This is a genomic window from Rhodoferax sp. OV413, assembly GCF_945881795.1.
GTDB lineage: Bacteria > Pseudomonadota > Gammaproteobacteria > Burkholderiales > Burkholderiaceae_C > Allorhodoferax.
In genome coordinates, this window is the sequence record NZ_CAMCVG010000004.1 from 15732 (window position 1) to 38217 (window position 22486).

Below are 22486 nucleotides of genomic sequence, written 5' to 3' on the forward strand. Positions count from 1 at the left end.
TCTCTCAATTCAGTGTGATCAGTTCAATTTGGAAATGGCCACGTGCTTGAGGAGCTGAGCCACAGACACATCCATCACGTCGGTAAACGGCTTGGGATACAGGCCCATAGCCAACACGGCGGCGGCCAGCAGCCCGAGCATCAGGAATTCACGGGCATTGATATCGGTCAGTTCTTTCACCTGTTGGTTTGTAACCGGGCCGAGGTAGACGCGCTTGAACATCCACAGGGTGTAGGCTGCGCCAAAAATCAAGGCGCTGGCCGCAGCAAAGCCGATCCAGAAGTTGAATTTCACTGCGCCCAGGATCACCATCCACTCACCCACAAAGCCGGCAGTTCCGGGCAAGCCGCAGTTCGCCATTGCAAACAACAAAGCGAAGGCCGCGAACTTAGGCATGGTGTTGACAACGCCGCCATAGCTTGAGATTTCGCGCGAGTGGACACGGTCATACAAAACGCCGATGGACAGGAACATCCCCGCGGAAACAAATCCGTGAGCAATCATCTGCACCAGGCCGCCCGAGACACCCAGATCATTGAAGATAAAGAAGCCGAGTGTCACGAAGCCCATGTGGGCGACCGAGGAGTAGGCCACCAGTTTTTTCATGTCCTGCTGCACCATAGCCACCAGGCCCACGTACACGACCGCCACCAAAGAAAGGGCCACCATAAAACCACCCCAGGCCTGGGCGGCATCAGGAGCGATGGGCAGCGAGAAGCGCAGGAAACCGTAAGCCCCCAACTTCAGCATGATGGCAGCCAGCACGGCAGAACCGCCGGTTGGCGCTTCCACGTGTACGTCGGGCAACCAGGTGTGCACTGGCCACATGGGCACCTTGACCGCAAAGGCTGCAAAGAAGGCGAAAAACAACAATGTCTGCGCTGTCTGCCCCAGGGGCATGGCATGCCATAGGGCCAGATCGAAGCTGCCACCGGACTGGGTGTACAGGTAAATAAGTGCGATGAGCATGAGCAGCGAGCCCAGCAGCGTGTAGAGGAAAAATTTGAACGCAGCGTAAATTTTGTTAGGGCCGCCCCAGATACCGATGATGAGGTACATCGGGATCAACGTAGCCTCGAAAAACACATAAAACAGCATGCCATCGAGTGCAGAAAACACACCGATCATCAGGCCGCTCAGGATAAGGAAAGCTCCCATGTACTGATTTACGCGATGGGTAATGACTTCCCATCCGGCAATGATCACGATGACCGTCATGAAGGCAGTCAGCAACACAAACCAGAACGAAATGCCATCCACACCGAGGTGATAACTGACGTTGAAGCGCTCAATCCAAGGCATGTTTTCCACAAACTGCATCGCCGCTGTGGTGTTGTCGAACTGGCCATAGAGCGGCAGCGTCACCAACAAGCTAACGATGGCACCAATGAGCGCCACCCAGCGCACGGCGGTCGCCTGCTCATCGCGCCCCAAAGCGAGCAGCACAGCACCGAAGGCGATGGGGACCCAGATAGCAAGGCTCAATAAACCCATTTTTTACTCCTACTTGAGCCAGACGAAATAAGTCATCAACACAAAGACGCCCAGAATCATGACCAACGCATAGTGGTACAGATAACCAGACTGGGCTTTGCGCACCAAGCGAGAGACCATGCCCACCAGGCGCCAGGAACCATTCACCACCGCACCGTCAATCAGTGTCTGGTCGCCGAACTTCCAAAGACCGAGACCCAGCATGCGTGCCCCGCGAGCCAGAACGTTTTCATTGATCCAGTCAAGGTAATACTTGTTTTCCAGCAAGGTGTGGATGGGCTGCAAAACACGCTGAATGGCTGCAGGAATGGCGGGATACAGAATGTAAAAAACATAAGATGTAAGCACACCGCCAATGGCCAGCCAAAGCGGCAGCGTGGACAGGGAATGCATCGCCATGGCGGCCGCGCCGTGGAACTCGGCGGACAGCTCTTTCATCGCGGGGTGCAGGGTGTGATTCACAAAGATGGCATCTTTGAAAAAGTCGCCGTGCAGCATCGGCCCGATGGTGAAGTAACCAATCAGCACCGATGGAATGGCCAATAGCACCAGTGGCACCCACACCACCCAAGGCGATTCATGGGGATGGTCGTCGTGGTGGCTGTCATGGCCATGGTCGTCGTGGTGCGCGTCGGGGTTCTGATCAAACCGCTCTTTGCCGTGGAAGACCAGGAAATACATGCGGAAGGAGTAGAACGCGGTCACGAACACCCCGGCCAAGACAGCGAAATTCGCAAAGCCGGCAGCCGGAAGCGTGCTCGCATGCACCGCTTCAATAATGCTGTCCTTGGAATAAAAGCCTGAGAAGAATGGCGTGCCGATCAAGGCCAGAGAGCCGAGCAGCGATGTGATCCAGGTGATGGGCATGTACTTGCGCAGTCCGCCCATCCAGCGGATGTCCTGGTTGTGGTGAACACCCATGATCACCGAACCGGCACCGAGGAACAGCAAGGCCTTGAAAAAGGCATGCGTCATCAAATGAAACACCGCCACAGAGTAAGCCGATACGCCCAGCGCCACTGTCATGTAGCCCAACTGCGACAGCGTGGAATAGGCGACCACGCGCTTGATGTCGTTCTGAATAATGCCCAGAAAGCCCATGAACAGCGCAGTGATGGAGCCGATCACCAGAATAAAGTTCAACGCTGTATCGCTCAGCTCGAACAAGGGAGACATGCGGGTCACCATGAAGATGCCTGCCGTCACCATCGTTGCTGCGTGGATCAGCGCGGAGATGGGTGTGGGGCCCTCCATCGAATCCGGCAACCACACATGCAATGGAAACTGAGCCGACTTGCCCATGGCCCCGATGAAAAGGCAGATGCAGATCACCGTGACCAGCATCCAGTCAGTGCCGGGGAATAGCAAGGCAGACAGGTCAGACGACTTTGCGAAGATTTCGGTGTAGTTGAGGCTGCCGGTGTAGGCCGCAATCAAGCCGATTCCAAGGATGAAACCAAAGTCACCCACGCGGTTGACCAGAAAGGCCTTCATGTTGGCGAAGATAGCTGTCGGCTTGTTGAACCAGAAGCCAATCAATAAGTACGACACCAGACCCACCGCCTCCCAGCCGAAGAACAACTGCAGCAGGTTGTTGCTCATCACCAGCATCAACATAGAGAAGGTGAACAGAGAGATGTAGGAGAAGAACCGGTTGTAGCCCTCGTCCTCTTCCATGTAGCCCACGGTATAGAGGTGCACCATCAAGGACACAAAGGTCACAACGCACATCATCATGGCGGTGAGCGAGTCAATAAGGAAGCCCACCTCCATCTTGAGGCCACCCACGACCATCCAGGTGTAGATGGTTTCATTGAAGCGGGCGCCGTCGTTGACGACCGCGTCAAGCGTGATCACCGACAGAACAAAGGCGATGAACACGCCCAGGATAGTGGCGCTGTGGCTGACTCTGCGACCGATCCAGTTGCCGCCGAACTTTGTACCGAAAACACCGGCGAGAACTGCGCCGGCCAGAGGCGCAAGTGGCACGGCTAGCAGCATCGAAGCAGAAAGGGTCTGACTCATTCGATTAACCCTTCAATGTGTTGAGCTCATCCACGCTGATACTAGTTTTGTTGCGGAACAATAAAACCAGAATCGCAAGGCCAATGGCCGATTCCGCAGCCGCCACGGTCAAGATGAAAAAGACAAAAATTTGCCCATGCATGTCTTGAAGGTAGTGCGAAAAAGCAACGAAGTTAGTGTTCACCGCTAGCAGCATCAGCTCGATCGCCATCAACAAAACAATCAAATTGCGGCGATTAAGAAAGATACCGACCACTGATAGTGCGAAAAGCATCGCGCCGAGTGAAAGAAAATGCCCGAGGGTCAATGTCATGGTTTTGGCTCCGAACTCTCCACAGCAGGCGCAACGGCTGCCTGGGTCACATCCATCTTGACGACGGTCATACGATCAGCGGACCGCACACGCACTTGGTCAGCGGGCGACACATATTTGCTGTCTTTGCGCGCCCGCAGGGTGAGTGCAATCGCGGCAATCATGGCCACCAGCAGAATCGCAGCAGCCACCTCCAGCTGGACCAGGTACTTGGTGAACAAGAGCTTGCCTAGCTCTTTCGTGTTGTTAGATTCAGCAGCATTGGCTAGCGCCTGCGGGTCCTCCGCCACACGGAAACCACCCATCAGTACCGCGGCCATTTCAAGGGCAATGACCACGCCGACGACGGCCGCCAAGGGAAAATGCTTCCAGAAACCGGCACGCAAGTTCTCGACGTTGACGTCCATCATCATCACCACAAAGAGGAACAGCACCATCACCGCCCCCACATAAACCAACACCAGGATGATGGAGAGGAACTCTGCCTTGAGCAGCATCCAGATCATCGCGCCCTGAAAGAAGGTGAGAACAAGATACAGGGCGGCATGGACAGGGTTACGGGCCGTGATGACGCGAAACGCTGCGAACAGCAGTACCGCCGAAATGACGTAAAACAGGCCGGTCGTTACATTCATGATTCAAGGGCTTTCTTGCGGCAAGTCATCGGTATTTGGCGTCGGCCTGCTTGTTCGCCGCAATCTCGGACTCGTAGCGGTCCCCGACGGCCAGCAGCATTTCCTTGGTGAAATACAAATCACCGCGCTTTTCGCCGTGGTACTCAAGGATGTGCGTTTCCACAATCGAGTCCACCGGGCAGCTCTCTTCGCAAAAACCGCAAAAGATGCACTTGGTCAAGTCGATGTCGTACCGGGTCGTGCGGCGCGAACCGTCGTCCCGAACATCGGACTCGATCGTGATAGCCATGGCGGGGCAGACGGCTTCACACAACTTGCAGGCGATACAACGTTCTTCGCCGTTGTCATAACGACGCAGCGCATGCAAGCCACGGAAACGTGGAGACAGCGGAGTTTTTTCTTCGGGGAACTGCACAGTTACCTTGCGGCGGAACAAATAGCGGCCGGTCAAAGCAAGCCCCTTGAACAACTCCACAAGCAGGAAGCTGTACAAAAAATCCTTGATGGAAAAGGCAGAAGTCGGGCGCGCTGTAGATGATGTAGACATTTCGGTGACTCTCACTTCCAGATGTTCAGAGGCGTTTGCATCCACAAACCGACCACCAATAGCCAAAACAAAGTCACGGGGATAAACACCTTCCAGCCCAAACGCATGATCTGGTCGTAACGGAAGCGTGGGAAGGTAGCGCGAACCCAAATGAAGAGACTCACAATCAAGAAGGTCTTCAGCCCCAGCCAAATCCAGCCGGGAATCCAGTTGACCAAGGCGTGGTCAAAGGGCGAGAGCCAGCCGCCCAGGAACATAATCGCGGCCAGAATGGCGATGAGCCACATGTTGGCGTATTCAGCCAGATAGAACATGGCGTACGACATACCGGAGTACTCGACCATGTGTCCGGCAACGATTTCGGCCTCGCCTTCCACCACGTCAAAGGGGTGTCGATTGGTTTCAGCCAAGCCGGAGATGATGTAAACCACAAACACTGGAAGCAACGGCAACCAGTTCCAGGACAGGAAATTCAAGCCCATGTCGGCAAACTGTCCGACCGCCTGGACAGCCACGATGTCAGTGAGATTCATGCTCGAGGACACCATGAGCACAATCACCAAACAGAAGCCCATGGCGATTTCGTAACTCACCATTTGGGCGGAGGCGCGCAAGGCACCCAAAAAGGCATATTTGGAGTTGGAAGCCCAGCCCGCAATCACCACACCGTAGACCTCCATGGAGGTGATTGCCATCACGAACAACAGGCCGGCATTGATGTTGGCCAAGGCCACGTCGGGGCCGAAAGGCACAACCGCCCAGGCGGCCAAGGCCGGCATGATGGTCAAAATCGGACCAACAAAAAACAAACCTTTGTTCGCCGCAGTGGGGACCAAAATTTCCTTGGTCAGCAGCTTCAAGGCATCTGCAATCGGCTGCAACATGCCCCATGGACCCACACGATTCGGACCCAGGCGCACCTGCATCCAGCCGAGCAATTTACGTTCCCAGAGGGTCAAATAAGCCACAGCCGCCATCAGGGGCAAAACCACTGCCATGATCTTCAGGAGTGTCCAGATCACCGGCCAGAAAAGGGACGCCCAAACTGGCGCTGAAAACAGACCGAGGCCATTGTTGTAGATAGCGTCGATCATGCGGCCACCTCATGAGCGGCTCTGGCATCCGCCGTTAACTGCAAGGACGTCGACCGGCGCACCAAACTATCAAGTTGGTAAATGCTGGCCACCGCCGGACGCACTGTCGCGGGCGACAAGTCAATCAGTGCGCCGGTGTTGCTTCCCAGCCGGTCAGAGGCAACTTCCGTTGAACTGATGCCCAAGCTATACAGACTCGCCAGCACTTCCTGGCTCGAATCAAAAGCCATGCTCGGAATGCCGAGCAAATTAGCTAACACCCGCAACACCTTCCACGCCGGGCGGGTCTCGCCCAGAGGCCTCACGACCGCATGGAAACTCTGCACACGCCCTTCTGCGTTGGCAAATGAGCCGGATGTTTCGGTGAAGGGCGCAATTGGCAACAGAACATCACTGAAGGCCATATTGGCTTTGAACGGGCTGAGGGTGACCACCATTTCGGCCGCCATCAAGCCTTGCTTGGCGTGAGCGCCAACCGCCGAATCAAATTCCGGCTCGACGTTCAGCAGCACAGCGGCCTTCAAGGAACCGGACAACATTTGGCCGGCGTGAAACCCGCCATCCGTTGGCAATGCGCCAACCGCGTGGGCGCCCACCGTGTTGGCAGCCTCGGTCAGGTATCCGACGGATGCGCCGGTTTGTCCCGCAATCCAAGCCGCCAAGGTGGCGATGCTGGAAGCTTTGGCGTGGTGGGCTGCGGCACTCCCCAGCAACACGGCCTTTCGCTCTGCGGTCATGAGCGACTGCGCTACCACCTTGGCTGCATCGGTCGCCGTCCCGGCGGCGGGTGCTTGTACTCCAGTCAACTCTGAAACGGCGGCAGCGATATCGGCCATCGCTTGCACCCACACTGCAGATTCCACCAACTGAATGCTGGCCACTGGCAAGGCCCAGTCCTGGACGACATCCACCAGAGCATGAACTTTCGCGCCCGCCTTGGTGGCCTGCCGGATGCGTTGCGCAAACAGTGGGTGATCTTTACGAAGGTTGGAACCGACAACCAACACACGTTGCAAGGAACTCAGCGATGCAATAGTGGTACCGAGGTAGGGAACATTGACGGAAGAAGCGAACTCCGCATGGCGCAGACGGAAATCGATGCTTCCTGAACCCAATCCATCCATCAGGCCCTTGGCAAGATGCAGTTCTTCAAGTGTGCTGTGGGGGCTGACCAACGCACCGATGGAATTGGCACCGTGGTTGGCTTTGATTTGTTTCAGGCCGTTGGCAACGTACTCTAGCGCGGTTTGCCAATCGACTGTTTTCCATTCGCCGCCTTGTTTGAGCATAGGCGAGGTCAAGCGCTCGTTGCTGTTCAGGGACTCGTAGGAGAAACGGTCGCGGTCTGCGATCCAGCACTCGTTGACGTCTTCGTTTTCAAGAGGGACGACCCGCTGAACTTGGTTGTTCTTGACCTGGACAATCAGATTCGTTCCAGTGGAATCATGGGGACTGACCGACTTGCGACGCGATAGTTCCCAAGTGCGGGCACTGTACCGGAATGGCTTGCTGGTCAACGCGCCGACGGGACAGATGTCGATCATGTTGCCGGACAGTTCCGAGTCCACGCTCTGACCGATGAAGGTCTCGATTTCCGCATGCTCACCGCGATGCGACATACCGAGTTCCATCACGCCTGCAACCTCTTGACCGAAGCGCACGCAACGGGTGCAGTGGATGCAACGGCTCATTTCTTCCATGGAAATGAGGGGGCCCACATCTTTGTGGAAAACGACCCGCTTCTCTTCGTCATAGCGGGATGCAGATCCGCCATAGCCAACCGCCAGGTCCTGCAACTGGCACTCGCCGCCCTGGTCGCAGATCGGGCAATCCAAGGGGTGATTGATCAACAGGAACTCCATCACCGACTTTTGAGCCTTGATCGCCTTGTCGCTCTTGGTGCGAACGATCATTCCGTTGGTCACGGGGGTCGCGCAAGCCGGCATGGGCTTGGGCATTTTCTCAACATCCACCAAGCACATACGGCAGTTGGCGGCGATGCTCAGCTTCTTGTGGTAGCAGAAATGAGGAATGTAGGTGCCGGCCTTGTCTGCCGCGTGCATCACCATGCTGCCTTCGGCGATCTCTACTTTTTTGCCGTCGAGTTCGATTTCAATCATCTTGTGGACTCGCTCAAACGTAAGCTGGGACCGTGCAGGTCTTGTGCGTTACGTGGTGTTCAAATTCGTGACGGAAATGCTTGATCATGGCCCGCACCGGCATGGCAGCAGCATCGCCCAGCGCGCAAATGGTGCGGCCTTGGATGTTCTCGGCGACGTTGTCCAATAAGTCCATATCGCTAGGGCGACCTTGTCCGCCCTCAACGCGATCGACCATGCGGGACAACCAACCTGTGCCTTCGCGGCACGGCGTGCACTGACCGCAAGACTCGTGCATGTAGAAATAACTCAGACGTTGAAGTGCCTTCACCATGCAGCGAGTCTCGTCCAACACAATGACAGCTCCCGAACCCAGCATAGAACCGGCTTTAGCGATGGAGTCATAGTCCATAGTGCAGTCCATGATGATGGACGTAGGCAATACGGGCGACGACGAACCGCCGGGGATGACCGCCTTCAATGCGCGGCCACCGCGCACTCCGCCAGCCAACTCCAGCAGCTTGGCAAAGGGCGTTCCCATAGGAATTTCATAGTTGCCGGGGCGCTCTACGTCACCACTGACCGAAAAAATCTTGGTTCCGCCATTGTTCGGCTTGCCACACTCCAGATACGCTTGTCCGCCGTTGCGGATGATCCAAGGAACCGCAGCAAATGTCTCGGTGTTGTTGATAGTGGTCGGCTTGCCGTAGAGGCCGAAACTCGCAGGGAAAGGCGGCTTAAAACGGGGCTGACCTTTTTTGCCCTCAAGCGATTCCAGCAAAGCCGTTTCCTCGCCGCAGATGTAGGCGCCGAATCCATGTGCTGCGTGCAGCTGGAAACTGAAGTTGCTGCCCAGAATATTGTTGCCCAACAAACCTCCCGCCCGGGCCTCTTCCAAAGCCGCCTCAAATCGCTCGTATGCCGAGAAGATTTCACCGTGGATGTAGTTGTAGCCTACGGTGATACCCATGGCATAAGCCGCTATGGCCATGCCTTCAATCACGATGTGAGGATTGAATTCCAGAATGTCGCGATCTTTGCAGGTTCCGGGTTCACCTTCGTCAGAGTTGCAAACGAGATACTTTTGTCCAGGAAACTGGCGGGGCATGAAGCTCCACTTCAGACCCGTGGGGAAACCCGCGCCACCACGACCACGCAAGCCGGATTCCTTCACGGTCGCAATCACTTGGTCCTGGGTGAGACCTTCGCCTCCATCTTTGCCCAGGATCTTGCGAAGGGCTTCGTAACCACCGCGAGCCACGTAATCTTGCAGGCCCCAGTTAGCACCAGTCAAACCCGCGTAAATCTGAGGAGTGATATGGCGGTCGTGAAAGCAGGATTCAGTACCGCTGGCAAGAAACTTCGACAGAACATTCTCCGCACTCATGCTTGGCCTCCCGATGCGCGCAACTCATCCACCAATTGGTCGAGTCGGTCGTTCGACATAAAACTACACATGGAGCGGTCATTCACCAACATGACTGGCGCATCAGCGCATGCGCCTAAGCATTCGCTCTGCTGCAGGGTGAACATTCCGTCCGCGGTAGTCTCCCCCATGTTCACGCCCAACTTGCGCTCTAAGTGGTGCAGTGCCTTTTGACCGTCGCGCAGCTGGCAGGGCAGATTGGTACACACGTTCAACTTGAACTTTCCAACAGGACGCTGGTTGTACATGTTGTAAAAAGTGGTTACCTCGCGAACCGCCATCGGCGCCATACCGAGGTGATCCGCAATGACTTTTTCGCTCTCGGAACTCACGAAGCCCAACTCTTGCTGGACGATGGCCAAACAGGCCATCACGGCGGATTGCTTCTGATCAGAGGGGTACTTGGCGACTTCGCGGTCGAAACGCAATTTGGTTGCAGCGGAGATCATCGATCAATCTCTCCAAAAACGATGTCCATGGTTCCAATGATGGAAACGGCGTCGGCAATCATGTGGCCCTTGGCCATTTCATTTAGGCTGGCGAGGTGAACAAATCCCGGAGGACGAATCTTCAAACGGTATGGCTTGTTCGCCCCGTCACTCACGATATAAATGCCGAACTCGCCTTTGGGATGCTCCACCGCAGCGTAGGTTTGTCCCTCGGGTACGCGGAAGCCTTCGGTGAAGAGCTTGAAGTGGTGAATCAACTCCTCCATGCTGGTCTTCATCGACTCGCGCGACGGGGGTGCCACCTTGTGGTTGTCGGTAATGACGGGACCGGGGTTGGCCTTGAGCCAGGCAACGCATTGCTGAATGATGCGGTTGGACTGCTTCATTTCTTCCATGCGGACGAGGTAGCGGTCGTACACATCCCCGGTCTTGCCCACAGGAATATCAAATTCGACCTTGTCGTAGGCGTCGTAGGGCTGCTTCTTGCGCAAGTCCCAGGCGATTCCGGAGCCCCGCAACATGGGGCCGGTGAATCCCATATTGAGTGCACGTTCGGGAGAGACGATACCGATATTGACCGTACGTTGCTTCCAAATGCGGTTTTCGGTCAGGAGGGTGTGGTACTCCTCCAAGCAATTGGGGAATCGCTGGGTGAAATCCTCGATGAAATCGAGCAAAGAACCCTTGCGGTTGCGATTCAACTCTTCCACGCCCTTCGCGTTGCGAACCTTACTGGCCTTGAACTGCGGCATCGCGTCCGGCAAGTCGCGGTATACGCCGCCCGGGCGGAAATAGGCCGCATGCATACGCGCGCCACTGGCGGCTTCATACATATCGAACAGATCTTCACGCTCGCGGAATGTGTAAATCAGGATTGTGGAGCTGCCACAGTCGTTACCGTGGGACCCCAACCACATCAGATGGTTCAGGAGACGCGTAATTTCTGCGTACATCACACGGATGTATTGGGCACGGATGGGCACCTCAATACCCATGAGCTTTTCAATGGCCAGACAATATGCGTGTTCGTTACACATCATGGACACATAGTCCAAGCGATCCATATACGGCAAAGACTGGATGTAGGTCTTGCTTTCAGCCAGCTTTTCGGTCGCGCGATGCAGCAGGCCGATGTGCGGATCGGCACGCTGGATGACCTCTCCATCGAGCTCCAGCACCAAGCGCAAAACACCGTGGGCCGCAGGATGCTGCGGGCCGAAGTTCAATGTGTAGTTCTTAATTTCAGCCATGCGTTCACTGCTATTGCAGCCCCCCGTATTTGTCTTCACGGATGATGCGGGGAGTAATTTCACGCGCTTCAATCGTGACGGGCTGGTACACCACGCGCGCCTGCTCGGCGTCGTAGCGCATCTCCACGTGTCCGCTGAGTGGGAAGTCTTTACGGAACGGGTGACCAATAAAACCGTAATCCGTAAGGATGCGGCGCAGGTCATCGTGTCCCTCAAAAATCACTCCAAACAAATCGAACGCTTCACGCTCAAACCAGTTCGCGGAACTCCAAACATCGTTGACCGATGCTATGACCGGCATATCGTCGCTGGTCGCAAAAGCCTTCAAGCGCAGACGCTGATTCAAGCTCACTGAAAGCAGATGGCAGACCACTGCATAGCGGGGGCCGTCGTACGCGCCGTCTGCGTATTCCGAATAATCGACACCGCAGAGGTCAATGAGTTGCTCGAACTGGCAACCCGCCGCGTCACGCAGAATTTGTGCTGCGTCATGGTAATCGTGGGCAGCCACCTGAACGGTGACCTCACCCAGCGCAACCAATACGTGCTTAGCCTTGCTGCCTAAAGCAGCCTCGACAGCGGCCTTCGTGACTTCGGGGTGTACTGCAAATGTAGTCATAAATGCTCTCAGGCCCGGGCAATGGTCTGGGTGCGGCGAATCTTCTGCTGCAGCTGCAAAATGCCGTACACCAAAGCCTCCGCAGTTGGAGGGCAACCCGGGACATACACATCGACCGGGACAATGCGATCGCAGCCGCGCACAACCGAATAGCTGTAGTGGTAATAACCACCGCCGTTGGCGCAGGACCCCATGCTGATCACCCAACGAGGCTCTGACATCTGGTCGTAGACCTTACGCAGAGCGGGCGCCATCTTGTTACACAGCGTGCCCGCAACAATCATCAGGTCCGACTGACGTGGGCTAGCGCGAAAGACTTCGGAGCCGAAGCGGCTAATGTCATACCGTGCAGCCGCAGCGTGCATCATTTCTACAGCGCAACAGGCCAGACCGAAAGTCATAGGCCAAATCGAACCGGTTTTGGCCCAGTTCACCACCGAGTCGTAACTCGTAGTGACAAAGCCCTCTTTCAAAACGCCTTCAATCATTGCGTTACTCCCAGTCCAGAGCGCCTTTTTTCCACATATAAATGAAGCCGATGGTCAAAACAACCACGAACTCGACTCCAACCAAAAAACCGAACAGCCCCATCTCCTTCAGAGCCACAGCCCAGGGAAAAAGGAATGCGGTTTCGAGGTCAAACAAAATGAACAGGATGGCGACGAGGTAGTACCGCACATCAAATTTCATGCGGGCGTCTTCAAAGGCTTCAAAGCCACACTCGTAAGGGGAATTTTTGGCGGCGTCAGGCTTGTTAGGTCCGAGGATGTAGCCCAGTACCTGGGGAACCACACCGACGGCAACACCGACCAAGATGAACAAGAGGACGGGGAGATATTGATCGAGGTTCATCTTTAGATTCTGATCACCGTGAATGACAGACGCAGGACTCGACTCCTGCGTCTGTTAATTTTTCTGGTGCCGTCGGCGAGACTCGAACTCGCACAGCTTTCGCCACTACCCCCTCAAGATAGCGTGTCTACCAATTTCACCACGACGGCGGCGCTCTGACGATGCGTTTGCTTGAGGCGCCTTACGGCAGTTGCTCCCGCATCAGACTAAGAGTTTACCCTGAATTTCCCCTGCTCTCGGCGGGGGAAAGGGTTTTAAAAAAGCGGTTTATTTGGCAGGAATTTGTGCCGCGCCAGAAGCTGGCGCCGCAGGTGGCGCATCCACTGCCGGAGCCACTGGCGCTACCACGGATGCACCCTCCAATACCGATCCGGAGCTGGAGGGGCGAAGGTTGCCAAAGTAGGCTAATGCAAGAGTGCAGACAAAGAATACTGTTGCCAAAACTGCTGTGGTGCGCGACAGAAAATTCGCACTGCCGCTGGCGCCAAAAAGACTGCCAGAGCCACTACTACCAAAGGCTGCGCCCATGTCGGCGCCTTTGCCGTGCTGCACCAGAATCAAGCCGATCATGGCGAGCGCCGCCAGCATCTGCACTGTCAAAATGATTGTGATAACGATACTCATCAATTTCTCCTCTTCAATATCAATCAAGCAGCAGATGCTGCAGCAATGATGGCCAGAAAATCGACTGCCTTCAAAGAGGCGCCTCCAATCAGTCCACCGTCAATATCCTTCTCCGCCAGCAATTGCGCCGCATTGGCCGCATTCATGCTCCCGCCGTACAGGATGTGAATGCGCTCCGCTTGGGGCGTTGCAGACTGCAGCTGCGCACGCAGCACAGCATGAACTTCTTGCGCTTGCTCGGGGCTTGCCGTTTTCCCCGTGCCGATCGCCCAAACAGGCTCGTAGGCCACCACGATTTCGCTTATGCAATGCCCGTTAAGGTGTATCACCGCAGCCAGCTGGCGCCTGACCACCTCTTCGGTGCGGCCGGCTTCCCGCTCAGCCAAGGTTTCACCCACACACACCACGGGCGTCACACCAGCCGCCAAGGCCTTTTGGGCCTTGATCGCCACCAATGCATCGGTTTCACCGTGGTACTGGCGGCGCTCCGAATGACCGACGATGGCGTAACGCGCACCGAGATCGCGCAGCATGGAAGCAGAAACTTCACCCGTGTAGGCGCCGGCGTCATGCGCCGACACATCTTGCGCACCGACGGCAATCGCTGTTCCCTGCGTGAGGCCTGCCACTTGCTGCACATAGATCGCGGGGGCGCAGACTGCAACGATGCAAGGATCAGCCGGCAAACCGGCGAGCACTTGCTCGAGCAGGCTCGCGTTCGCTGCCAGGCTGCCGTTCATCTTCCAGTTTCCGGCAATCAACTTCTTCTTCATGATCAATCCCACAACTCAATGGCGTCGACCGATGCGCGGGCGATAGTTCTATTCAATTTTGGCATTGAATTGACCGGTAGCGCCCGCCACATATGCGCGAGCAGCTACCAAATCAATAGCAAACCTTACGCTTGATCTTGCGCAGGACGGTCGATCAGGGCCTTCATGGACAGCTTGATACGGCCCTTTTCATCGGTTTCCATAACCTTGACCTTGACGATCTGGCCTTCGGACAGGTAGTCGGTGACCTTTTCCACGCGCTCATGGGCGATCTGGCTGATGTGCAGCAGGCCGTCCTTGCCGGGCAGCAGGTTCACCAAAGCACCGAAATCCAGAATCTTGGTGATCGGGCCTTCGTAGACCTTGCCGATTTCCACTTCGGCGGTGATTTGCTCGATGCGGCGCTTGGCTTCTTCGGCCTTGGCCGGATCGCTGGAGGCGATGGTGATGGTGCCGTCTTCCTCGATGTTGATCTGGGTGCCGGTTTCTTCGGTCAGCGCGCGGATGACAGCGCCGCCCTTACCGATCACGTCGCGAATCTTGTCAGGGTTGATCTTCATGGTGAACAGGCGGGGCGCGAAGTTGGACACTTCGGTGCGCGCTTCGGCCATGGACTTTTGCATTTCACCCAGAATGTGCACGCGGGCTTCCTTAGCTTGGGCCAGAGCCACTTGCATGATTTCCTTGGTAATGCCTTGGATTTTGATGTCCATTTGCAGCGCGGTAATACCGTTGGTCGTGCCGGCCACCTTGAAGTCCATATCGCCCAGGTGATCTTCGTCACCCAGAATGTCGGTCAGCACCGCGAAGCGGTTTTCTTCCTTAATCAGGCCCATGGCGATACCCGCCACGTGCGCTTTCAGGGGCACGCCGGCGTCCATCAGAGACAAGCAGCCGCCGCACACAGACGCCATGGAAGACGAGCCGTTGGACTCGGTAATTTCCGAGACCACACGGATGGAGTACGGAAACTCTTCTTTGGTAGGCAACACGGCAACCAGCGCGCGCTTGGCCAGACGACCGTGGCCGATTTCGCGGCGCTTGGGCGTGCCCACGCGGCCGGTTTCGCCGGTGGCAAAGGGAGGCATGTTGTAGTGCAGCATGAAGCGGTCTTCGTACTCACCGCTCAAAGCGTCAATGCGTTGGGCATCGCGCTCGGTGCCTAGGGTGGCAATAACCAGGGCCTGGGTTTCACCACGGGTGAACAACGAGGAGCCGTGGGTGCGGGGCAGCACACTGTTGCGGATTTCGATGGCGCGCACGGTGCGTGTGTCGCGGCCGTCGATGCGGGGCTCACCGGCCAGAATCTGGCTGCGCACGATCTTGGCTTCGATTTCGAACAACAGGCCTTCGACCTTGACGCTATCAAACTCCACGCCGTCTGCTTTCAGGCCGGAGAACACGTCAGCGTAAGCGGCGCGGCAGGCTTGAGTGCGGGCCTGCTTGTTGCGGATTTGGTAAGCCGCTACCAGCTTGTCCTTGCCGTGCGCGTCCACCTTGGCAATCAGTGCTTCATCGCGGGCGGGGGCTTTCCAGTCCCACACCGGCTTGCCGGCGTCACGCACCAGTTCGTGGATCGCGTTAATTGCGGCCTTGCTTTGGTCATGGCCAAACACAACCGCGCCGAGCATGACTTCCTCAGACAGTTGCTGGGCTTCGGACTCCACCATCAACACGGCGGATTCGGTGCCTGCAACCACCAGGTCCATGATGGAATCTTTGCGTGCGGTCTGGCCGGGGTTCAACACGTATTCGCCGTTGACGTAACCCACGCGGGCCGCGCCGATAGGGCCGTTGAACGGAATGCCGGAGATGGACAAGGCGGCGCTCACTGCAATCATGGCGGCGATGTCAGCATCCACTTCGGGGTTCAGGGACACGGTGTGCACCACGACGTGCACTTCGTTGAAGAAGCCTTCAGGAAACAGAGGGCGGATCGGGCGGTCGATCAGGCGGCTGGTCAGGGTCTCAAACTCGCTGGGGCGGCCTTCGCGCTTGAAAAAGCTGCCGGGGATCTTGCCGGCGGCATAGGACTTTTCAAGGTAGTCCACGGTCAGGGGAAAGAAATCCTGGCCGGGCTTGCCTTCGGTCTTGCCGACGACTGTGGCCAACACAACGGTGCCGTCCATATCCAACAGCACAGCGCCGGTGGACTGGCGGGCCATTTCGCCGGTTTCCATGGTGACGGTATGTTGTCCCCATTGAAAGGTTTTGGTAACTTTATTGAAAATACTCATGGTGAATCTCCGGTGAGGGTCAAGTTTTTTGGGGGATGCAGGCCATCCCGCCGTAGCCCGGATTCCACAACACAGTCCACGATGCCATTCCAGAAACACTGCCCACGAGGGCAACGGCTTTGGAATGACACAGCTTCGTTCTGTTTTTGCAGTCTCCGAAGTAAAAAACGCCTGAGCTAGTGACCTAACTCAGGCGTTCATCATTCTGTCAGGCGCTTACTTGCGCAGGCCCAGCTTGGCAATCAAGGCCACATAGCGATCGTGGTCCTTGGAATTCAGATAGTCCAAGAGCTTGCGGCGGCGGCTCACCATGCGCAGCAAACCACGGCGACCGTGGTGGTCTTTGGCGTGGGTCTTGAAGTGGGGGGTCAGCTCGTTGATACGGGCTGTCAGAAGTGCAACTTGCACTTCTGGGCTACCGGTGTCGGTAGCGGAACGGGCGTTGTCTTTGACAACAGCAGCTTTAATGCTGGAAGCGATCATGGTGATTTCCTATTGGTGTTTTAACTTGCGCCAGGTGCTGGAAGGGCTCTTGGCGTGCGCCTTGCCGAATGTAAAGCCTTGAGATTATAGCCCGAGGCAGGCTGCGACCCCGGGGCCGCTCAGGGGGACTAAAGCGCGTGCAAGGGCCAGCGCGGCTTCACATCGAAGGCGTAGTCCCGCGTGGCTTCTTGCAGGCCACTTTGCAGTCGCATGGCAGCGGCCATGGCAATCATGGCGCCGTTGTCGGTGCACAGGTGCAGCTCGGGGTAGTGCACCCGCACGCCGCGCCGCTCGCATTCGGCATTGAGCTGCAGGCGCAGCTGCTGGTTCGCCCCCACGCCGCCCGCCACCACAAGTCGCATCAGGCCGGTTTGCTTGAGCGCAGCCACTGATTTCTTGAGCAGCACCTCCACAATCGCCGCCTGCGTAGAGGCCGCCAGGTCCGCCTGCTGCGGCAGGGGCAGGTCCTGGAACCGCCCCACGCCGGCCGCAGCCACCATGCGCTGGCTCTGCACCAGCACCGCGGTTTTAAGCCCGGCAAACGAAAAATCGAGATTGCCGCTGTGCATCAAGGGGCGCGGCAATGCGTAGGCTTTCGGGTCACCCGCCTGCGCCAGCCGGGCCAGCAAGGGGCCGCCCGGGTAGGCCAGCCCCATCAGCTTGGCGGACTTATCAAAAGCCTCGCCCGCCGCATCGTCAATGGTTTCGCCCAGCAGTTCGTAGCGCCCCACACCGTCCACCCGCATGAGCTGGGTATGACCGCCCGACACCAGCAAGGCCACGAACGGAAATTCCGGAGGATCGGCGCTCAAGAAGGGGGACAGCAAATGCCCCTCCAGGTGGTGCACGCCCAGGACTGGCCGGCCCAAGGCCGCACCCAGTGCACAAGCCACCCCCGCCCCCACCAGCAAGGCGCCGGCCAGCCCGGGCCCGCGCGTGAAGGCCACCACATCCACATCTTGCAAACTGCGGCCGCCGGATGCCAAAACCTCGCGCGCCAAAGGCAGCACGCGGCGGATGTGGTCGCGGCTGGCCAGCTCGGGCACCACGCCGCCAAAGGCCTGATGCATGTCAATTTGGCTATGCAGGGCGTGGGAAAGTAGTGCGGGGAGCATCTCGTCATGCGACTGCACCAGGGCCACTCCTGTTTCATCGCACGACGACTCGATCCCCAACACCAACATGCTTTACCCCTTGAGAGGCGTGGAGTGTAGAGGATGCCCCCAACCGGAAAACGCCTCAAGGGCGCGCGCATAAGGGCATAGCCGAAACTTATGTAGCTTCATCGACAATCTGCCCATGAGCATTGGCCACTACATCAAGGAAATCGGGCGCGGCAAAGAAGGCGCGCGAGCCCTGAGCCGCGAGCAAGCGGCTGATCTGCTGGGCCAGGTGCTGGACGGCAGCGTGACCGATCTGGAGGTAGGCGCCTTCTGCCTGGCCATGCGTATCAAGGGCGAAACTGCCCAGGAGATGGCGGGTTTTCTGGATGCGGTGCGCAGCCGTGCGGCGCTGGTTCCGGCGGGCGCAATGCCGACGGTCGTCATCCCCAGCTACAACGGCGCACGCAAGCTCCCCCTGCTCACCCCGCTGTTGGCGCTGCTGCTGGCGCGCGAGGGCCTGCCGGTGCTGATTCACGGCACGGCCACCGAAGACAAGCGTGTTTTTGTGTCAGAAGTGCTTGCTGCGCTTGATATACATGCGCAGGCAGCTACCAAAAGCGTAGCAAACGGCAGCGTTGCGTTTGTCCCAACCGGCACCCTGCTGCCCGGCCTGCAGCGCCTGCTCGATGTGCGGCGGGTGGTGAACCTGCGCAATCCGGCGCACAGCCTGGTGAAGCTGATGAACCCGGTCAAGGGCGCAGCCCTGCTGGTGAGCAGCTACACCCACCCTGAATACGCGGTCTCCATGGCCGACACCTTTGCGCTGCTGCAGGCCGATGCCTTGCTGATTCGCGGCACCGAGGGCGAGGCGGTGGCAGACGCCCGGCGCACGCCGCACATGCAGGGCTTCTTGGCAGGCCGGGCGATTGACCTGCTCACCCACCAATCCGGCCCGCTCACCAGCCTGCCCGATGTGCCCACAGCTATCGACGCCGCAAGCACCGCCGCTTACACCCGCTCGGTGTTGCAAGGTGATCGCCCTATTCCGGCGCCGGTAGCAGCACAAGTGACCCAGATCTTGCACTTGCATGCGCAGATTGCCGGGTAACTTTGTCCTGATTTTTCGTCTATCCGCGCACCATGAACCACGATTCCCCCCCCCGGCCCGCCTCCGGCCACGTCACACTGGTGGGTGCCGGCCCGGGCGACCCGGAGTTGCTCACGCTCAAAGCCTTAAAAGCCATTCAGCAGGCCACTGTGCTGCTGGTCGACGACCTGGTGAACGGCGCCATCGTGGCCCACGCGAGCCCCACGGCGCGCGTCGTACACGTGGGTAAGCGCGGCGGCTGCAAGTCCACGCCGCAGTCATTCATCGATCGTTTGATGATTACCGCCGCATTGGAGGGCGAATCCGTAGTGCGCTTAAAAGGCGGCGACCCCCTCATCTTCGGCCGCGGCGGCGAGGAGGTGGAGCACCTGCAGGCCGCCGGCGTGCAGGTGTCGGTCATCAATGGCGTGACCGCAGGTCTGGCGGCTGTGAGCAGCCTGAACGTGCCCCTCACCCACCGGGACCACGCTCACGGCGTGGTGTTTGTAACCGGCCACGCCAAGCCCGGCGACGGCGGCACCGACTGGCCCGCCCTGGCAGCTGCCGCCCAACAAACCAAGCTCACCTTGGTTATTTATATGGGCATCAGCGGAGCCGAAGACATTCAGGCGGGCCTGCTGCAGGGCCTGCGACCCGAAACGCCGGTGGCCATCATCCAAAACGCCAGCCTGCCGGAGCAGCGCCACGTGGTGTGTACCCTGGGCGCATTGCAACAGACCATCGCCGCCGAGCGGCTGGCCAGCCCCAGCGTGATTGTGGTGGGCGACGTGTTCAGCGGCATGCTGGCAGCTGCCAGCGCCTCCGACCGGCAGCGCACCGCCTGAACCCGCCGCTATGCATAGTTTTGATGTGGTGGTGATCGGCGCGGGCGCTGCCGGCCTGTTTTGTGCGGGTGTGGCGGGGCAGCTGGGGCTCAAGGTTTTAGTCCTGGACCACAGCGAAAAAGTGGCCGAAAAAATCCGCATATCCGGCGGCGGGCGCAGCAACTTCACCAACATGGATGTCTCGGCTGCCAACTTCCTGGGCGAAAACCCGCGATTTGCCAAATCAGCCCTCTCTCGCTACACCCCCAACGACTTCATCGCCCTCATCAAAAAGCACGGCATCGCATTCCACGAAAAACACAAGGGACAGCTGTTTTGCGACCGCTCCGCGGAAGACCTGATCGCCATGTTGCTGGCCGAGTGTGCCGCCGGCGGCGTGGAGCGCTGGCAACCCTGCGGCGTCAGATTTATACGCTTTTTGGCCTCCAGCCCTCATGGGAAAAGCGCCAGCAGCTATGAAATCGATAGCGACCGCGGCACCATTCACTGCGCAACCGTGGTGATCGCGACCGGGGGCTTGAGCATTCCCAAAATCGGCGCAACCGATTTCGGTTACCGCATTGCCAAACAGTTTGCGCTACCGCTCATCCCGCCCCGCCCAGCGCTGGTGCCACTCACCTTTGACGAAGCCGCCTGGGCGCCGTTTGCCGATCTTTCCGGCCTGTCGCTCCCCGTGGACATTGCGACCGGCAGCAAAAAAACCTCCATGGCCTTCCGCGAAGACCTTCTCTTCACGCACCGCGGCCTCTCCGGCCCCGGGGTCCTGCAAATATCGAGCTATTGGGCTGAGGGAACGCCGATACGACTGAACCTGGCCCCCGGCACCCCTGTGGCTCAGCACCTGGCCGACGCCAAGACACAGTCCAGAAAACGTATTGCCAACGAACTCGCCGGCATCGTGCCAGCGCGGCTGGCGGACACCTGGGTGGCGCAGGGGTCCGTCTGGGGGCACGACTGGCAGCGCCCTGTGAATGAGGCCAGCGACAAGGCATTGACGGCGCTGGCCGATCGCCTGTCGCGTTGGGAAATCACGCCCACCGGCACCGAGGGCTACCGCAAAGCAGAGGTCACTTCCGGCGGAGTGGACACCAAAGCACTCTCCAGCCAGACCATGGAAAGCCGCCAGCCCGGGCTGTATTTCGTTGGCGAGGTGGTTGACGTAACCGGCTGGTTGGGCGGCTATAACTTTCAGTGGGCCTGGTCCAGTGGTTTTGCCTGTGCCCATGGCATTGCGGGCCGCCTGATGTAACGGATGCGACAAGTTCTGAAAGCCCGGGATAGGCAATCGGTAAAAACCCTGCTGCCTTTTGGTGAAAGTTAACGCAATATCCCAGACGGTATTTCCCCAAAACTCGACTGGAGACATTGATGACCAAGAACGTTACCAACCGCCGCGGCATGATCAAAGGCGCTGCCGTAGCAGCAGGCGCATTGAGCGCCCCAATGATTGCCACCGCGCAAACCACGACCACCCTGCGCTTCCAAAGCACTTGGCCTGCCAAGGACATTTTTCACGAATACGCCAACGACTTCGCCACCAAAGTCAACGCAATGGCCAGCGGCAAGCTCAAGATTGAAGTGCTGCCAGCGGGTTCCGTGGTTCCAGCATTCCAACTGCTGGACGCCGTCAACAAAGGCACGCTGGATGGCGGCCACGGCGTTCTCGCTTACCACTACGGCAAGAACACGGCGCTGGCCCTCTGGGGTTCCGGTCCCGCTTTCGGCATGGACCCCAACATGGTGCTCGCATGGCACAACTACGGCGGCGGCAAGGCGCTGCTCGAAGAAATCTACAAGTCGCTCAATATTGACGTGACCTCTTATGTTTACGGCCCCATGCCCACACAGCCACTGGGCTGGTTCAAGAAGCCAATCTCCAAGGTGGAAGACCTGAAGGGTCTGAAGTTCCGCACAGTGGGTCTGGCCATTGATGTGTTCAAGGAACTGGGCACTGCCGTGAACCCGCTGCCTGGTGGCGAAATCGTTCCTGCGCTGGACCGTGGCCTGATCGACGCCGCAGAGTTCAACAACGCATCCAGCGACCGTATCTTGGGCTTCCCCGACGTGGTGAAGAACTGCATGCTGCAGAGCTTCCACCAAAGCGGCGAACAGTTCGAAATTCTGTTCAACAAAGAAAAGCTCAATTCCCTGCCCGCCGAACTGCGCTCCATCATTGACTACGCTGTGCAAGCCGCAAGCGCCGACATGAGCTGGAAAGCCATCCAGCGCAACAGCCAGGACTACATGGAGCTCAAAGCCCAGAAGATCAACTTCTACAAGACGCCCGATGCCATCCTGCGCGCGCAACTCGCCGCATGGGATAAAGTCACCGCAGCAAAAGCAGCTGAGAACCCACTGTTCGCCAAGGTCATGGAATCGCAACGCGCGTTTGCGCAGCGCGCCGGCGCATGGCAAAACGACTACATGGTGGACTTCAAGATGGCTTGGAACCACTACTTCCGCGCCCCCGCCAAAAAGGCCTGATACTCAGGCATGAGACTCAAGGCGCCGTGGGGAATCCACGGCGCCTT

General features: G+C 58.0%; 22 protein-coding genes and 1 tRNA gene. 4 read left to right on the plus strand and 19 right to left on the minus strand.

The features are described 5' to 3' along the window. Positions 1 to 18: 18 nt before the first annotated feature. The 19 genes from Q0O05_RS01030 to tsaD form a co-directional block, all read right to left on the minus strand. Positions 19 to 1494, minus strand: coding sequence for an NADH-quinone oxidoreductase subunit M (locus Q0O05_RS01030; protein WP_293659933.1), 1476 nt, complete (start codon positions 1492 to 1494; stop codon positions 19 to 21). A 9-nt stretch (positions 1495 to 1503) separates the two neighbouring features. Continuing rightward, positions 1504 to 3519, minus strand: coding sequence for an NADH-quinone oxidoreductase subunit L (gene nuoL / locus Q0O05_RS01035; RefSeq protein WP_293659935.1), 2016 nt, complete (start codon positions 3517 to 3519; stop codon positions 1504 to 1506). Between the two features lie 4 nt (positions 3520 to 3523). Beyond that, positions 3524 to 3832 carry an NADH-quinone oxidoreductase subunit NuoK gene (gene nuoK / locus Q0O05_RS01040; RefSeq protein WP_293659937.1) on the minus strand — a complete coding sequence of 103 codons (309 nt, stop codon included), beginning with the start codon at positions 3830 to 3832 and terminating at the stop codon, positions 3524 to 3526. After that, the gene (locus tag Q0O05_RS01045) at positions 3829 to 4467 is read right to left on the minus strand and encodes an NADH-quinone oxidoreductase subunit J (RefSeq protein WP_293659939.1); all 639 of its coding nucleotides are present in this window, start codon (positions 4465 to 4467) and stop codon (positions 3829 to 3831) included. Before Q0O05_RS01045 ends, nuoK begins: the two co-directional genes overlap by 4 nt. Before the next feature lie 25 nt (positions 4468 to 4492). Continuing rightward, on the minus strand, positions 4493 to 5014 hold the full coding sequence (gene nuoI, locus Q0O05_RS01050; RefSeq protein ID WP_293659941.1) for an NADH-quinone oxidoreductase subunit NuoI: 522 nt from the start codon (positions 5012 to 5014) through the stop codon (positions 4493 to 4495). A gap of 11 nt (positions 5015 to 5025) precedes the next feature. Continuing rightward, a complete protein-coding gene (nuoH, locus tag Q0O05_RS01055; protein WP_293659942.1) occupies positions 5026 to 6108 on the minus strand; it encodes an NADH-quinone oxidoreductase subunit NuoH in 1083 nt (360 codons plus the stop codon). After that, positions 6105 to 8228, minus strand: coding sequence for an NADH-quinone oxidoreductase subunit NuoG (gene nuoG, locus Q0O05_RS01060; RefSeq protein ID WP_293659944.1), 2124 nt, complete (start codon positions 8226 to 8228; stop codon positions 6105 to 6107). The genes nuoH and nuoG overlap by 4 nt, the downstream gene beginning before the upstream one ends. A gap of 13 nt (positions 8229 to 8241) precedes the next feature. Next, a complete protein-coding gene (gene nuoF, locus Q0O05_RS01065; RefSeq protein WP_293659946.1) occupies positions 8242 to 9594 on the minus strand; it encodes an NADH-quinone oxidoreductase subunit NuoF in 1353 nt (450 codons plus the stop codon). Then, entirely contained in the window at positions 9591 to 10082 is a 492-nt protein-coding gene (gene nuoE / locus Q0O05_RS01070; protein ID WP_293659948.1) for an NADH-quinone oxidoreductase subunit NuoE, read from the minus strand. The genes nuoF and nuoE overlap by 4 nt, the downstream gene beginning before the upstream one ends. Beyond that, on the minus strand, positions 10079 to 11332 hold the full coding sequence (locus Q0O05_RS01075) for an NADH-quinone oxidoreductase subunit D (protein WP_293659950.1): 1254 nt from the start codon (positions 11330 to 11332) through the stop codon (positions 10079 to 10081). The genes nuoE and Q0O05_RS01075 overlap by 4 nt, the downstream gene beginning before the upstream one ends. A gap of 10 nt (positions 11333 to 11342) precedes the next feature. Beyond that, positions 11343 to 11951, minus strand: coding sequence for an NADH-quinone oxidoreductase subunit C (locus tag Q0O05_RS01080; RefSeq protein ID WP_293659952.1), 609 nt, complete (start codon positions 11949 to 11951; stop codon positions 11343 to 11345). Positions 11952 to 11959: 8 nt separating this feature from the next. Further along, positions 11960 to 12439, minus strand: a complete 480-nt coding sequence (locus Q0O05_RS01085) for an NADH-quinone oxidoreductase subunit B (protein ID WP_293659954.1) — start codon at positions 12437 to 12439, stop codon at positions 11960 to 11962. Between the two features lie 4 nt (positions 12440 to 12443). Next, positions 12444 to 12803, minus strand: coding sequence for an NADH-quinone oxidoreductase subunit A (locus Q0O05_RS01090; RefSeq protein WP_293659956.1), 360 nt, complete (start codon positions 12801 to 12803; stop codon positions 12444 to 12446). Between the two features lie 64 nt (positions 12804 to 12867). Beyond that, positions 12868 to 12952 (minus strand) — tRNA-Leu (locus Q0O05_RS01095). A gap of 118 nt (positions 12953 to 13070) precedes the next feature. After that, complete coding sequence (gene secG, locus Q0O05_RS01100) at positions 13071 to 13427, minus strand: preprotein translocase subunit SecG (RefSeq protein WP_293660003.1); 357 nt, start codon at positions 13425 to 13427, stop codon at positions 13071 to 13073. Positions 13428 to 13450: 23 nt separating this feature from the next. Then, positions 13451 to 14200, minus strand: a complete 750-nt coding sequence (gene tpiA / locus Q0O05_RS01105) for a triose-phosphate isomerase (protein ID WP_293659958.1) — start codon at positions 14198 to 14200, stop codon at positions 13451 to 13453. Between the two features lie 125 nt (positions 14201 to 14325). Continuing rightward, positions 14326 to 16437 (minus strand): polyribonucleotide nucleotidyltransferase, encoded by a 2112-nt coding sequence (gene pnp, locus Q0O05_RS01110; protein WP_293659960.1) that lies wholly within the window; start codon positions 16435 to 16437, stop codon positions 14326 to 14328. 216 nt (positions 16438 to 16653) lie between these two features. Beyond that, positions 16654 to 16920 carry a 30S ribosomal protein S15 gene (rpsO, locus tag Q0O05_RS01115; RefSeq protein ID WP_293659965.1) on the minus strand — a complete coding sequence of 89 codons (267 nt, stop codon included), beginning with the start codon at positions 16918 to 16920 and terminating at the stop codon, positions 16654 to 16656. 128 nt (positions 16921 to 17048) lie between these two features. Continuing rightward, positions 17049 to 18104 (minus strand): tRNA (adenosine(37)-N6)-threonylcarbamoyltransferase complex transferase subunit TsaD, encoded by a 1056-nt coding sequence (gene tsaD, locus Q0O05_RS01120; RefSeq protein WP_293659967.1) that lies wholly within the window; start codon positions 18102 to 18104, stop codon positions 17049 to 17051. 115 nt (positions 18105 to 18219) lie between these two features. On the opposite strand from tsaD, the gene ybiB reads away from it, so the two are divergent. The 4 genes from ybiB (at position 18220) to Q0O05_RS01140 (ending at position 22439) form a co-directional block, all read left to right on the plus strand. Then, complete coding sequence (gene ybiB, locus Q0O05_RS01125; protein WP_293659969.1) at positions 18220 to 19131, plus strand: DNA-binding protein YbiB; 912 nt, start codon at positions 18220 to 18222, stop codon at positions 19129 to 19131. Positions 19132 to 19163: 32 nt separating this feature from the next. After that, on the plus strand, positions 19164 to 19955 hold the full coding sequence (gene cobA, locus Q0O05_RS01130; protein ID WP_293659971.1) for a uroporphyrinogen-III C-methyltransferase: 792 nt from the start codon (positions 19164 to 19166) through the stop codon (positions 19953 to 19955). 10 nt (positions 19956 to 19965) lie between these two features. Further along, positions 19966 to 21204: an NAD(P)/FAD-dependent oxidoreductase gene (locus Q0O05_RS01135; protein ID WP_293659973.1), complete on the plus strand. Its 1239-nt coding sequence runs from the start codon at positions 19966 to 19968 to the stop codon at positions 21202 to 21204. A gap of 119 nt (positions 21205 to 21323) precedes the next feature. After that, complete coding sequence (locus tag Q0O05_RS01140; protein WP_293659975.1) at positions 21324 to 22439, plus strand: TRAP transporter substrate-binding protein; 1116 nt, start codon at positions 21324 to 21326, stop codon at positions 22437 to 22439. Positions 22440 to 22486 lie beyond the last annotated feature (47 nt).

Bases quoted from the DNA above. Each gene is read 5' to 3' on its own strand.
- Q0O05_RS01030 (WP_293659933.1), bottom strand. From the start codon at position 1,494: ATGGGTTTATTGAGCCTTGCTATCTGGGTCCCCATCGCCTTCGGTGCT.
- nuoL (WP_293659935.1), bottom strand. From the start codon at position 3,519: ATGAGTCAGACCCTTTCTGCTTCGATGCTGCTAGCCGTGCCACTTGCG.
- nuoK (WP_293659937.1), bottom strand. From the start codon at position 3,832: ATGACATTGACCCTCGGGCATTTTCTTTCACTCGGCGCGATGCTTTTC.
- Q0O05_RS01045 (WP_293659939.1), bottom strand. From the start codon at position 4,467: ATGAATGTAACGACCGGCCTGTTTTACGTCATTTCGGCGGTACTGCTG.
- nuoI (WP_293659941.1), bottom strand. From the start codon at position 5,014: ATGTCTACATCATCTACAGCGCGCCCGACTTCTGCCTTTTCCATCAAG.
- nuoH (WP_293659942.1), bottom strand. From the start codon at position 6,108: ATGATCGACGCTATCTACAACAATGGCCTCGGTCTGTTTTCAGCGCCA.
- nuoG (WP_293659944.1), bottom strand. From the start codon at position 8,228: ATGATTGAAATCGAACTCGACGGCAAAAAAGTAGAGATCGCCGAAGGC.
- nuoF (WP_293659946.1), bottom strand. From the start codon at position 9,594: ATGAGTGCGGAGAATGTTCTGTCGAAGTTTCTTGCCAGCGGTACTGAA.
- nuoE (WP_293659948.1), bottom strand. From the start codon at position 10,082: ATGATCTCCGCTGCAACCAAATTGCGTTTCGACCGCGAAGTCGCCAAG.
- Q0O05_RS01075 (WP_293659950.1), bottom strand. From the start codon at position 11,332: ATGGCTGAAATTAAGAACTACACATTGAACTTCGGCCCGCAGCATCCT.
- Q0O05_RS01080 (WP_293659952.1), bottom strand. From the start codon at position 11,951: ATGACTACATTTGCAGTACACCCCGAAGTCACGAAGGCCGCTGTCGAG.
- Q0O05_RS01085 (WP_293659954.1), bottom strand. From the start codon at position 12,439: ATGATTGAAGGCGTTTTGAAAGAGGGCTTTGTCACTACGAGTTACGAC.
- Q0O05_RS01090 (WP_293659956.1), bottom strand. From the start codon at position 12,803: ATGAACCTCGATCAATATCTCCCCGTCCTCTTGTTCATCTTGGTCGGT.
- secG (WP_293660003.1), bottom strand. From the start codon at position 13,427: ATGAGTATCGTTATCACAATCATTTTGACAGTGCAGATGCTGGCGGCG.
- tpiA (WP_293659958.1), bottom strand. From the start codon at position 14,200: ATGAAGAAGAAGTTGATTGCCGGAAACTGGAAGATGAACGGCAGCCTG.
- pnp (WP_293659960.1), bottom strand. From the start codon at position 16,437: ATGAGTATTTTCAATAAAGTTACCAAAACCTTTCAATGGGGACAACAT.
- rpsO (WP_293659965.1), bottom strand. From the start codon at position 16,920: ATGATCGCTTCCAGCATTAAAGCTGCTGTTGTCAAAGACAACGCCCGT.
- tsaD (WP_293659967.1), bottom strand. From the start codon at position 18,104: ATGTTGGTGTTGGGGATCGAGTCGTCGTGCGATGAAACAGGAGTGGCC.
- ybiB (WP_293659969.1), top strand. From the start codon at position 18,220: ATGAGCATTGGCCACTACATCAAGGAAATCGGGCGCGGCAAAGAAGGC.
- cobA (WP_293659971.1), top strand. From the start codon at position 19,164: ATGAACCACGATTCCCCCCCCCGGCCCGCCTCCGGCCACGTCACACTG.
- Q0O05_RS01135 (WP_293659973.1), top strand. From the start codon at position 19,966: ATGCATAGTTTTGATGTGGTGGTGATCGGCGCGGGCGCTGCCGGCCTG.
- Q0O05_RS01140 (WP_293659975.1), top strand. From the start codon at position 21,324: ATGACCAAGAACGTTACCAACCGCCGCGGCATGATCAAAGGCGCTGCC.